Origin of the sequence: Yinghuangia sp. YIM S10712, assembly GCF_051388935.1 — a bacterium.
Lineage (GTDB): Bacteria > Actinomycetota > Actinomycetes > Streptomycetales > Streptomycetaceae > Yinghuangia.
In genome coordinates this window covers 405,265-416,272 of the sequence record NZ_JBPKBI010000001.1, presented here as the reverse complement: position 1 = coordinate 416,272, position 11,008 = coordinate 405,265, and the positions used below count along the sequence as shown (strand labels likewise).

At 70.8% G+C, this 11,008-nt stretch carries 16 protein-coding genes; 5 read left to right on the top strand and 11 right to left on the bottom strand.

Going from position 1 to position 11,008, the window contains the following annotated elements; translation table 11 throughout:
- Positions 1-30 precede the first annotated feature (30 nt).
- From ACRX5W_RS01995 to ACRX5W_RS01985, 3 genes are read right to left on the bottom strand one after another with little or no spacing between them, the layout of a single operon-like run.
- The gene (locus tag ACRX5W_RS01995; protein ID WP_436786118.1) at positions 31-606 is read right to left on the bottom strand and encodes a hypothetical protein; all 576 of its coding nucleotides are present in this window, start codon (positions 604-606) and stop codon (positions 31-33) included.
- A gap of 8 nt (positions 607-614) precedes the next feature.
- On the bottom strand, positions 615-1,085 hold the full coding sequence (locus ACRX5W_RS01990; RefSeq protein WP_436786117.1) for a helix-turn-helix domain-containing protein: 471 nt from the start codon (positions 1,083-1,085) through the stop codon (positions 615-617).
- A gap of 54 nt (positions 1,086-1,139) precedes the next feature.
- Positions 1,140-2,531, bottom strand: coding sequence for an MFS transporter (locus ACRX5W_RS01985; protein WP_436786758.1), 1,392 nt, complete (start codon positions 2,529-2,531; stop codon positions 1,140-1,142).
- A 182-nt stretch (positions 2,532-2,713) separates the two neighbouring features.
- Here ACRX5W_RS01985 and ACRX5W_RS01980 point away from each other — a divergent pair, with 182 nt between their 5' ends.
- Complete coding sequence (locus tag ACRX5W_RS01980) at positions 2,714-3,169, top strand: winged helix-turn-helix transcriptional regulator (RefSeq protein WP_436786116.1); 456 nt, start codon at positions 2,714-2,716, stop codon at positions 3,167-3,169.
- A 114-nt stretch (positions 3,170-3,283) separates the two neighbouring features.
- Here ACRX5W_RS01980 and ACRX5W_RS01975 read toward each other — a convergent pair whose 3' ends face one another.
- Both ACRX5W_RS01975 and ACRX5W_RS01970 read right to left on the bottom strand, forming a co-directional pair.
- Positions 3,284-4,231 carry an asparaginase gene (locus tag ACRX5W_RS01975; protein WP_436786115.1) on the bottom strand — a complete coding sequence of 316 codons (948 nt, stop codon included), beginning with the start codon at positions 4,229-4,231 and terminating at the stop codon, positions 3,284-3,286.
- 80 nt (positions 4,232-4,311) lie between these two features.
- On the bottom strand, positions 4,312-4,887 hold the full coding sequence (locus ACRX5W_RS01970; protein ID WP_436786114.1) for an RsiG family protein: 576 nt from the start codon (positions 4,885-4,887) through the stop codon (positions 4,312-4,314).
- A gap of 107 nt (positions 4,888-4,994) precedes the next feature.
- Here ACRX5W_RS01970 and dtd point away from each other — a divergent pair, with 107 nt between their 5' ends.
- A complete protein-coding gene (gene dtd / locus ACRX5W_RS01965; RefSeq protein WP_436786113.1) occupies positions 4,995-5,420 on the top strand; it encodes a D-aminoacyl-tRNA deacylase in 426 nt (141 codons plus the stop codon).
- Positions 5,421-5,528: 108 nt separating this feature from the next.
- The gene (locus ACRX5W_RS01960; protein WP_436786112.1) at positions 5,529-5,717 is read left to right on the top strand and encodes a hypothetical protein; all 189 of its coding nucleotides are present in this window, start codon (positions 5,529-5,531) and stop codon (positions 5,715-5,717) included.
- Positions 5,718-5,723: 6 nt separating this feature from the next.
- Here ACRX5W_RS01960 and ygfZ read toward each other — a convergent pair whose 3' ends face one another.
- Together ygfZ and ACRX5W_RS01950 are read right to left on the bottom strand one after the other, a co-directional pair.
- Entirely contained in the window at positions 5,724-6,707 is a 984-nt protein-coding gene (gene ygfZ / locus ACRX5W_RS01955; protein WP_436786111.1) for a CAF17-like 4Fe-4S cluster assembly/insertion protein YgfZ, read from the bottom strand.
- A gap of 10 nt (positions 6,708-6,717) precedes the next feature.
- Entirely contained in the window at positions 6,718-7,182 is a 465-nt protein-coding gene (locus tag ACRX5W_RS01950) for a Fur family transcriptional regulator (protein WP_436786110.1), read from the bottom strand.
- 74 nt (positions 7,183-7,256) lie between these two features.
- Here ACRX5W_RS01950 and ACRX5W_RS01945 point away from each other — a divergent pair, with 74 nt between their 5' ends.
- Entirely contained in the window at positions 7,257-8,570 is a 1,314-nt protein-coding gene (locus ACRX5W_RS01945) for an LCP family protein (RefSeq protein WP_436786109.1), read from the top strand.
- A 15-nt stretch (positions 8,571-8,585) separates the two neighbouring features.
- On the opposite strand, the gene ACRX5W_RS01940 is transcribed toward ACRX5W_RS01945, so the two are convergent.
- The gene (locus ACRX5W_RS01940) at positions 8,586-9,098 is read right to left on the bottom strand and encodes an FABP family protein (RefSeq protein ID WP_436786108.1); all 513 of its coding nucleotides are present in this window, start codon (positions 9,096-9,098) and stop codon (positions 8,586-8,588) included.
- Positions 9,099-9,393: 295 nt separating this feature from the next.
- On the opposite strand from ACRX5W_RS01940, the gene ACRX5W_RS01935 reads away from it, so the two are divergent.
- On the top strand, positions 9,394-9,756 hold the full coding sequence (locus ACRX5W_RS01935; protein ID WP_436786107.1) for a DsrE family protein: 363 nt from the start codon (positions 9,394-9,396) through the stop codon (positions 9,754-9,756).
- A 1-nt stretch (position 9,757) separates the two neighbouring features.
- Here ACRX5W_RS01935 and ACRX5W_RS01930 read toward each other — a convergent pair whose 3' ends face one another.
- The 3 genes from ACRX5W_RS01930 to ACRX5W_RS01920 form a co-directional block, all read right to left on the bottom strand.
- Positions 9,758-10,045 carry a DUF3099 domain-containing protein gene (locus tag ACRX5W_RS01930; protein WP_436786757.1) on the bottom strand — a complete coding sequence of 96 codons (288 nt, stop codon included), beginning with the start codon at positions 10,043-10,045 and terminating at the stop codon, positions 9,758-9,760.
- 69 nt (positions 10,046-10,114) lie between these two features.
- Complete coding sequence (locus ACRX5W_RS01925) at positions 10,115-10,438, bottom strand: DMT family transporter (protein ID WP_436786106.1); 324 nt, start codon at positions 10,436-10,438, stop codon at positions 10,115-10,117.
- 246 nt (positions 10,439-10,684) lie between these two features.
- Positions 10,685-10,975: a DUF1416 domain-containing protein gene (locus ACRX5W_RS01920; protein WP_235050992.1), complete on the bottom strand. Its 291-nt coding sequence runs from the start codon at positions 10,973-10,975 to the stop codon at positions 10,685-10,687.
- Positions 10,976-11,008 lie beyond the last annotated feature (33 nt).

Sequence of the window (11,008 nt, the reverse complement as noted above, 5' to 3'; positions counted from 1 at the left end):
CGGGTGGTCGCCGCCGAGCCTCGGTGCGGGTCACGCCTCCGGGGACGCGGTCTTCTTCGGGGGGCGGGGCTTGGCGGCGGGCTTGGGCGAGGCGTCGGCGGCAGCGGTGTCCCCGGGACGCGCGGACTCGTGCCCGTTGTGCCGGTCGCCTTCGTGCTGACGCCCGGCGGACATGGCGTGCTCCATCTCCGCCTCCTTCTTGGCCATCCGGTCGACGACCTTGTGCCCGCGCTCGGCGAGGTCCTCGTAGATCTCCTTGAGCTGCTGCGCGTAGTCGCCGGCCTTGCCGTACTGGACGCGGGCGAAGTCCTGCGCCTTGGCGGGAGCCTCCTTGCCCGCCGCGGTCAGGGAGGAGAACGTCGCGGTGACGCGCTCCTGCACGTCGGCCGCGGTGCCGGCGACCCGGGTGCGGATGACCTTCGGGTCGGTCGGGATGTCGATCGCCTCGAACTTCGGCATCTCGAACTTCGGCATGTCCATCTTGATACCGGACAGCCGGTCCGGCACCGTGCGGATCTTCTCCACCGCGAGGTCACCGGCGCCCACGAACGCGTAGAACGGCGTGGCGTCGGTGAGGGTCTTCTTGAACTCCGTGGCGTTCGCCATGGTCTTCCTCACTTATCGGGATCGAGGTTGCGGTCGGGAAGCGACCGGACGGGGGTGGGTGTTGCCGACGAGCCTTCCGCGGACCTGCCGTTCACCGTGGCTCCGGCTCCGGCCGGCTCGGTGCCGGCGTCCGATGCGGCGTTCTCCTTGCGGAAGGCCTCGTATATCTCCAGCAGCACGCGTTTCTGCCGCTCGTTGATGCTCGTGTCGGACAAGACCGCGCTCTGCACCTCGCGCACCCCCTCCGGCCGTTCCTCCAGAATCCCGGCCTGCACATACAACGTCTCCGCCGAGATCCGCAGCGCCTTGGCGATCTGCTGCAAGATCTCGGCGCTCGGCCGGCGAAGTCCGCGCTCGATCTGACTCAGGTACGGATTCGACACCCCGGCGGCATCCGCGAGCTGCCGCAACGAGTACTGCGCGTTGCGGCGCTGCTCACGGATGTACTCCCCGAGGGATCCCACGTTGAGGCCGGCCATGCGTACCAGGGTGCCCCTCGGCGCTAACTATTGCAAGCACAACGCTTGCGGGAGTTATCCCGCGTGTTCCGCCCGGTGACCGCGGAGACCGCGGTGACCGCGAAGACCGCCGAGAGTGACGACGAGGCCGAGGGCGGCGGTGACGAGGGGGACGACGAACGCGGCACGGTAACCGTCGAGGAGGCCGCCGGAGGTGTCCGAGGTGGTGGCGGCGATGTTGACGGCGGTGGCGACGGCGAGGCCGAGGGCCGTGCCGAATTGGAACGAGGTATTGAACAGGCCTCCCGCGAGACCTTGTTCGGCCTCGGCGATGTTGTCGGTCGCGGCGATGGTGAGCGGCCCGTACGCCAGGGCGAAGCCGACACCGAGCATGAGCAGGGCGGGCACCATCGCGGCGTAGACGGTGTCCGCGCCGATTCCGGTGAAGAAGGCGTACGTCGCCGACGCGGACGCGAAGCCGGCCACGATGACCCTCGTGTTGCCGAAGCGGGCGACGAGCCGCGGGGTCAGCACGGGGGCCAGCACCGCGTCGATGCCGACGACGAGCATGGCCAGGCCCGTCTCGGTGGCGCTCCAGCCGCGCAGGTGCTGGAGGTACTGGACCAGCATGAACTGGAAGCCCGCGAAGGAACCGGCGAGGGCGACCGCGCCGATGTTGGCGCGGACGAGCGGCGCGGAGCGCAGGATGCCGAGGCGTACCAGCGGCGCGGACGAGCGGCGTTCGACGGCGACGAAGACCGCGAGCACGAGCAGGCCTGCGGCCGAGGTCGACGCGGTCCGGGCCGCCGACGTCTCGGGCGCGCGGACCACTGCGGTGACCAGGAGCAGCATCGCGGCAGTGATGGTGATCGCACCGAGGACATCGAACCCGGAGGCGCGGGCGGGGCGTTCCTCGTGCGGGAGCAGGCGCAGCGCGGCGACGAGGATGATCGCGGCGAGGATCACCGGGGCGAAGAAGACCCAGCGCCAATGCAGTCCGGTCAGGAGGCCGCCGACGACCAGACCGAGCGAGAACCCGGCGGCGGCGATGCCGGCGTACACGAGCAGCGCCCTGTTGCGCTGCGGTCCTTCGGGCATGGACGTGGTGATGATCGAGAGGCCGGCCGGCGTCATGAACGCGGCGGCGAGGCCGGTGACGAAGCGCGAAAGGATCAGGACCCAGCCGCTGTCGGCGAAGCCGCCCAGGCCCGAGAAGACCAGGAAGACGGTCAGCCACAGGAGGAACATCCGGCGGCGGCCCAGGAGGTCGGCGGCACGTCCGCCGAGCAGCATGAAGCCGCCGTAGCCGAGCACGTACGCGCTCACCACCCACTGCAACGACGCCGTCGACATGCCCAGGTCGTCCTGGATGGCGGGCAGCGCGACGCCCATCATGGCGACGTCGATGCCCTCCAGGAAGATGGCCCCGGAGAGAACGAGCAGGATGCCCCAGGCCCGGGGACTCATCCGGTCGTCGGCGGGTGCCGGATGCCGGATGGCCGGCGATTCCGGCGAATCGGTGTTTGCGGTCGGCACGGACATGGCGGGGCTCCTCGGAGAACAGGACGGATGGGCCCGTCGAGCCCGGGGCGCCGCCGGGGACGGTTACCTCTTGTGCGTACAGGCATCTTCGGGAACCATCGACTGACATGGAAGAAGGCACTTCGAAGTCACACAGTTACTGCGACGGAACCGGCCGCGACTACGACGCACACCAGTGGGACACGCGCGAGGACTGCGAGGTGCGGCAGATCCTCGACCGGGTGGCCGACAAGTGGTCGCTGCTGGTGATCGCCCTGCTCGACCAACGCACGCTCCGCTTCACGGAGTTGCGCCGCAAGATCGACGGCATCAGCCAGCGCATGCTGACCGTGACGTTGCGTCAGCTCGAACGCGACGGGCTGGTGGAGCGGACGGTCCACCCCGTCGTGCCGCCGCGCGTCGACTACGCGCTCACGCCGCTCGGCATGACGCTGCACGACACGATCCAGGCCCTGGTCACCTGGACCGAGGCGAACCAGGCGAAGGTCGCGGCGGCACGGGCCGCGTACGACGCTCGTGTGGCGCGTGAGGCGGAGCAGGCGCAGTTGCAGACGAGTCCGTGAGGCGCCCCAAGCCTCGGGGTGGCAAGTCCTGAGCGACGCGGCGCAGCGGGATTCGGCGCCCGCCGGAGCGACCACGGGTCCCGCCGGGGCGGCACATGCCCCGGTGCGCGGGCCTCAGAACGCCGCGCGGATCACGCCCACCGGGCGTCCGCCGCCGGTCAGGACGACCTCGGCGATCCCGTCGAGCTCCGGCGCGTCGACGCCGAGGCGGCGCAGGGCCGCGACGACGATCGGGGCCAATGTGCGCACCGAGCCGTCGTCGACCTTGAAGGCGACCGCGCGTCCGTCCGCGAGTGCGACGCCTTGGACGGCCTCCGCGCCCATCTTCGCGATCAGCCCCGGCACCGCCCGCATGAGGAGCGTGTCGACGCGGCCGGAGCCGGCGACGTACTCGGGGTACGCGCGCATCGCTGCGGCGACCCGGAACTGCGGCGTTCCCGCGCAGGGGTCGGCCAGCGCGCGGAACAGGCGGGCGAGCCCGACGAGTCCGATCGCGGGGACCGGGGCGCCGCATCCGTCGACGCCGAGGTGGCTCATGCGCTCGTCGGCCAGGTCCTCGACGGTGCGCAGGACCAACTGCTGGATCGGATGGGCCGGTTCGAGGTACGTCGCGGTGTCCCAGCCGTTGGTCGCACATGCCGCGAGCCACGCCGCGTGTTTGCCCGAGCAGTTCATCACCACGCGGTCGGGGCACCCTCCGGCGCGGAGATAGTCGTCGTACGCGCGTTCGCCCAGTGGGTACTGCGGGGGCGTGTGCAGCGCGGCGGGGGTGAGGCCCGCGCGAAGGAGAATTCTGCGTACCCCTTCCAGATGGAAAGGTTCACCCGAATGGCTCGCCGCGGCCAGGGCCAGGAGCTCCCCGTCGAGGTCGAGCCCGGCCCGCAGCGCGGCCACGGCCTGGGCCGGCTTGGCGGCCGAACGCAGAAAGACCGGCCGTGTGACGTCGCCCATCGAGAAGGCGATCGAGCCGTCCGCGTCGAGTGCGACCAGCGCACCCCGGTGCCGCCCCTCCACGAAGCCGGACCGGACGACTTCGGCCAGAACCGGCGAGGGAGGGGTCATGGCGGGCTGCTTTCCTGGGCGTTTCCGGGGCTGTTCGCGACGGTGGTCGAACAAGAGCGGACGGGAGCGGTCGACTCCGATCAATTCTCGGAGAGCAGGTCGTCCACCCTGGCCTCGCCCTCGCGGTACCGGCGGGCGATCTCCTGCCCGCAGAGATCGGTCTCACGCTGCAACTCCAGTCGGCGCGCGGACACTTCGTGCTCATAATCGGTCAAGTCATCGATCGCGGTGAGCAATTCCGCATCGTCCAGTGCGGTCAGGTCGGACAACTCGACGTCGGCAAGCATGCGTTCGATGCGTGTGCGGTACCGCTCGGTGCGCGGCGGATGCACGGACACGTGCCGCGACCCGCGTGCCGGACCGCGGCGTTCGGACAGGATCTCGGACAACTGCTGGACGACGGGCGCCGGAGTGCCGGCGTCCGCGGGGTCGGCGGCACGGCGGCCGAGCTCGGCACGGAGGATGTCGATGCGGCCGTGCAGCAGACGGCGCAGATACGACAGGTCGCTCTCCTCGCGCTGAGCCGCCCGCCGAAGATTGCGCACGGCCTCCAAGTCGAGGGCGCGTACGGCGGCGTCGCCCGGAACGCGGGCGTCCGGGCCGGGGCCCTGCGGCCCCTGGGCCTGCGGCGGGGACGGCTTCAGCGGATCTGCCATGGCAGGCATCGTGCCACGGAGTAGACGGCGGCGCGTGCCCGCGCAGGCCAATCGCCCCGGACGGGTCCCCGGCACGCGCACCCCCGCACGCCGGGGAGAATGGCGGCATGCGAGCAGTCGTGCAGCGAGTGTCGGAAGCGTCCGTGACCGTGGGCGGCGAGACCGTCGGGTCGATCCTGGGGCCGGGCCTGTGCGTGCTCGTCGGGGTGACCCACGACGACACCGCCGAACAGGCCGAACGCCTCGCCGCGAAGCTGTGGAGCCTGCGCATTCTGGACGGCGAGAAGTCGTGCTCCGACCTCGGCGCCCCGCTGCTGGTCATCAGCCAGTTCACGCTGTACGGCGACGCGCGCAAAGGGCGCCGGCCCACCTGGAACGCGGCGGCCCCGGGCGAGGTCGCCGAGCCGATGGTCGACGCGGTCGTCACCGCGCTGCGGGCGCTGGGCGCACACGTCGAGACCGGCAGGTTCGGCGCCGACATGAAGGTCGCGCTCGTCAACGACGGGCCGATCACCCTCGTCATCGACATGTAGCGGCCACCGCTCGGCATCCGCCGCCACCCGTTCGGGGGTTATCCCCCTGGGCCGCAGGGCCGCGGCGGCGGACAATGGACGGACGAGGCCTATGCAAGGGGGTACGCCATGTCCAACCGCGGCCCGTACATCGCCGCCGGGATCGTCCTCGGCATCATCGCCGTGTGGGTCCTCCCCGGCTGGATCGGCTGGCTGGTTTTCGCCGCGCTGGTCGGGGCGCCGGTCGTCGCGTGGCTGACACTCGACAAGTCCCAGCGCCGCCGCATCCGCAACATCAACCGGCGCCGTCTGCCCTGACGCGCGTCACGCCGGGACGACGACCTCCTGCGACGCGGGAACACCGTCCGCGAGCAGCACGGCGTCGACCGCGGTGTTGCGCTTGACCAGCGCGAGCGCGATGGTGCCCAGCTCGTGGTGGCGGGCCGCGCTGGTGACGAACCCGACCTGGCGGCCGTCGAGTTCGACCGGGGCGCCGGTCGCCGGGAGCTTCTCCTCGGTGCCGTCGACGTGCAGGAACACCAGCCGGCGCGGCGGGCGCCCGAGGTTGTGCACGCGCGCGACCGTCTCCTGGCCCCGGTAGCAGCCCTTGTGCAGGTGCACCGCGGTGTCGATCCAGCCGACCTCGTGCACGATCGTGCGGTGGTCGGTCTCGTTCCCCACCCGGGGGCGGTGCGCGGCGATGCGCAGGGCCTCGTACGCCCACACCCCCGCCGGGTCCGCGTGCTCGGCGCCGAAAGCGGCGAGGCGTTCGCGCGGCAGGAACAGCTCGCGGCCCTCGCCGGTCACGCGGGCGACGGGAGCCCCGGCGGTGTCGGGCAGCGGCTCGGGGACCGGCTCGAAGACCACCGCGTAGGCGTCCGTGGCGTCCTCGATCTCGACGCGCAACAGGAAGCGCATCCGGTCGAGGAACGCGACGAGCGCGGGCGCGGTGCCCGGCTCGACGTGCGCCCACAGCGCCTCGCCGTCGTCGACGGCGTACATCGCGTGCTCGATGTGGCCGTGCGGGCTCAGCACGAGGGTGGTCGTCGCCTCGCCCGGCTTCAGGTCGGTCAGGTGCTGGGTGGTCAGCGAGTGAAGCCACGAGAGACGGTCGGGTCCGGAGACCCGGACCACGCCTCGGTGCGACAGGTCGACGAAACCGCGGCCTTCGACGAGCCGGCGCTGTTCACGCAGCGGGTCTCCGTAGTGCGCGGCGACATCTTCGTCAGGCGCCTCGGCGGCGACCGCGCCGGGCAGCGACAACAACGGGCTGGGCGAAACGGAGGACGACTGTTGACTGGTGGCCATGGCGACCAGCCTACGTACCCCGCGCGGTGGACGACGGCGAGCCCGCCGCCTTGCCGGCCCGCGCGGCCGTGCAGGCGCCGCAGCGACCGAAGATCGCGAAGTGGTGCAGGTCGATGTCGAAGCCGAACCGCGACTCGACGGTGTGCGCGAGGGGCTCGGCGAGCCCGACCTCGACCTCGGTGACGCTGTCGCAGTCGCGGCACACGAGGTGCAGGTGGTCGCTGCGGCCGGCCGGATGGTACGTGGGCGCACCGTGCCCGAGGTGCGCATGCTTGACCAGCTCAAGTTGTTCGAGCAGTTCGAGCGTGCGGTAGACCGTCGAGATGTTGATCCCGCTGGCCGTTTTGTGGATCTCGGTCAGGATTTCGTCCGGCGTCGCATGGCCGAGCTTCGTCACCGCCTCCAACACCAGTTGGCGCTGGGGCGTCAGCCGATACCCCTTGTCGCGCAGCTCGCGCTTCCAGTCGGTGGTCACCGTCCGATTCTAGGCGCCTCACGCTTCGGCGTATTCCCGCGTGGGAGCCGTTCCGCCGGGACAGAATGCCCCTCGTGGACGACGAAGGGTCCCAGGCGGGGGCCATATCGGGCGGCACGGGTGGTGGGGACGGCGCGGGGGGCGCCGACGCCGGGCGCGACCACGCGGACACCTTGGGCCTGCGCATCGACGAAGAGGATTTCCGGGACGGGAGCCGCGTCGACACCCCGGCGGTCGACGGCGGCGAGGACCGGGGCCAGGACGAGACAGCAGACGAGACCGCAGACGAGGCCCAAGACGGGGACGGCAGCGCGGACGGCTCGGACGCCGGCGGGGGCGAAACCCCGCCGCCGGGTCTGCGTCAGCGGCGACGGCGACGGCGCGTACGGACCGCCCTCACCGCCATGCTGGTGATGCTGCTCTCGATGGTCCTGGTGGCGGCCGTCGGAGTGTGGTGGTTCATCGACCACTACGCTGGCAAGGTCGACCGCATCGAGAACGCCTTCCCTAACATCCCTGTCGCACAGCAGCCGCCGCGCGGCAAGGGCACCAACTTCGTTCTGGTGGGCCTGGATTCGCGGTCCGACATGCCCACCACGGGACGCGACGCGAAGGCCCCGCTGTGGCAGGAGGGCATGCAGCGCAGCGACGCGACGATGCTGCTCCACCTGTCGGCCGACCGGCGGCAGGCGTACATCGTCTCGATCCCGCGCGACGCGTGGGTCGCCGTCCCCGGCCGGGGCGACGCCAAGGTGAACGCCGCTTTCTCGTGGGGCGGGCCGCCGTTGCTGATCGACACCGTGCAGCGGCTGACCGACATACGCGTCGACCACTTCGCGGCGATCGACTGGGAGGGCTTCAAGCGGCTGACCGACGCCCTCGGCGGGGTCGAGGTGGTGGTCGATGAGGATCTTCCGGCGAGCGAGGACGGCCGCGCCTGGGCTGCCGGAAAGCACCACATGAACGGTGCCGAGGCGCTGGAGTACGTGCGCGAGCGCAAAGGCCTCCCGCGCGGCGACCTCGACCGCGTCGAGCGCCAACACACGTTCATGCGCGCGGTGTTCGAGAAACTGCTCGCCGGGGGGCTGCTCGACGACCCGCTCGACCTGCCCGACCTGCTCGACGCGCTGACCGGCGCGATCAGCGTCGACGACCGGCTCTCCAACGACGATCTGCGCGACCTCGTGTGGGGACTGCGCAACCTGCGCGGCGACGACGTGCGCTTCATGACCGCGCCGGTCTCCGAGTTCCGCAACATCGACGGCCAGGAGGCGGTCATCCTCGCGCCCGAGCAGTCGGCGTTCCTGTGGGAGAACCTGCGCGCGGACACCATGGACGTCTATGCCCGGACATATCCGTACTCGGAGACGCCCCTGACCGCGGACTGACCGCCGGGCTCCCGACTACTCCGCTGCGATGTCCGCGCCGACCGGCTTGAGCTGCGCGGACGTGTGCGCCTGGAGGGGGTGGCCCATCGCGGCCATGTCGTACGCGTACATCAGCTCGCCCTTGACCAGGCCGTAGAGCCGGTGCCCCGCGGTGTACTCCTTGGCGTCGACGGTACGGGCGACCACGTCGGTGCGGATCTCCACGCGGCCGTTGTTCGTCTCGCCGAGCCAGATCTCGACGATGCCGGTCGGGTGCGCGAGCGTCACCTCGACACTGCCGTCCAGCTTCGACTTCCAGTAGCCGGTCTCCGTCGCGAGCGGACGCACCCGGTTGCCCTCGTCGTCGAGCAGCCACGTGCGCGACGTGTACGCCAGGAAAGGCCGTCCGTCCTGCGTGAAGGTGACCTGCTGGCCGAAGCGGAAGGCCTCGATCGTCGGGTAGTCGCCGACGCCGACGCCTTCCCACGTGCCGAGGAGGAACGCGAGCGGGACGACGTCGGGGTGCATGTCGTCCGGAATTTCGATCATGTCATCCGGCCTGGTACGGGGAACTCGGGCGGCTCCGAGCCTAGCGGGTCGCCGAGGGTCAGCTCTGGCCCTTGTAGAGCTTCGCGACGGTCAGCGCCGCGAACCAGGCGACCATGATGCCGACCACGACCAGCAGCGTGATGAAGAAGACGTGCACCTTGGTGCTCCTCGTGCGAATGCCGCGCGTTCCGCGATCCGGGCCAAAATCCCGATCAGTGTACGACCGGCACACGGCACGGAAGGCGGCAGGGTGGCGCACGACACCCACCTCGCGCCGCGCACTACCGTGGACCGGATGAAGCGCTCTCTCGTGGTGAAGGTGACGGCGGGCCTCGATGCTCCCGAACGCTGCTCGCAGGCGTTCACGGTCGCGGCCGTCGCGGTCGCAGGCGGCGTCGACGTGTCCCTGTGGCTGACCGGGGAATCCGCGTGGTTCGCCCTGCCCGGCCGCGCGGCGGAGTTCACGCTGCCGGAGGCGGCGCCGCTGACCGACCTGCTGGAGGCGATCCTCGCGGGCGGCAAGGTGACCTTGTGCACGCAGTGCGCCGCACGGCGGGAGATCACCGGCGACGACGTGATCCCGGGCGTGCGCATCGCGGGCGCGCAGGTCTTCGTCCAGGAGGCCCTGGCCGAGGACACGCAGGCGCTCGTCTACTGAGTCATTCGTCGAACCACTTCTCCCCCGGCGCGCGGCGGTTCGCGATGATCACCGCGACCGGCGGGATCGTCATCGCCACGACGCTCATCGCCACGGCCGCGCCGATCGAGACGTGCCGGACCACGGCCCACGCGAGCACAAACAATGTCAGGCACGTGCCCATGAGGGCGAAGTAGAGCCTGCGGCGCCTTCGCACACCTCCACGGTACGACCGTCCGTCGGCGGGCGGCTGCGGCTTCTCGCGGCCCGGTCGCTCGCGTACGGCAACATCCCGATCAGGCCCTGGTATTCGGTGGCCGGCGTGCCCGACGGCCGTGCGCGGGCGACGGGTTGCCTGCGGAGCGAGGGCCCGGTGGCCTCAGTGGCTGATGCCGGAGAGGTTGAGGCCGACGACGCCCGCGAGGATCAGGGCGATGGAGATCAGCTTCAGGACCGACGAGGATTCGCCGTACAGCCAGATGCCCATGATCGCGGTGCCGGCCGCGCCGATGCCGGTCCACACCGCGTAGGCGGGTCCCACATCGAGGCTTTTCAAGGACAGGGTCAGCAGGCCGAAGCTGCTGATCGCGCAGACGGCGAAGCCGATCGTCGGCCACAGCTTCGTGAAACCGTCACTGGCCTTGAGCAACAACGCGAAGCCGGTCTCCAGGCAACCCGCAACAATGACGAGCACCCACGCCATCCGCGCCTCGCCTCCCCCCTGCGACGCCGCCAGGCCTCGCGGTCACCCCTGCCATGCCAACGAATCGTTTCTGCGGGCATGTTCCCGCATGTACCTGCGACCTTGCCCAGCACCCGACACGCTACACGGACGAGGGCGGTGCGCCTCTCCCTTTCGGGGAGGAGCACCGCCCTCGTCTCATGGGTCACGCGGTGTCAGGCACCGTGGGTGTACGTCCGAGGAGACCCGCACCGCCGCGGACCGCGGTCAGACCGCGATCTCGACCTCGGCGACGCCGCCCTTCTCGGCGACGATCGCGCGGTCCACCGTCGCGCCCGGGACCAGCGCCCGGACGGTCCAGGTGCCCGGAGCGGCGAAGAACCGGAACTGGCCGGTCGCCGAGGTGGGCACCTCCGCCGTGAAGTCGCCGCCCGCGTCCAGAAGCCGGACATAGCCGCTGATCGGCTGCCCGCCCTTGGTCACGGAACCCTGGATGATCGTCTCGTTCGCCACGTCTACTCCTGCCAGATCCGGCCCGCCGGCCTTAGCGCCGCACATGTTTCGTCTCCTTGCCTGCTGCGCGCTTCAGCG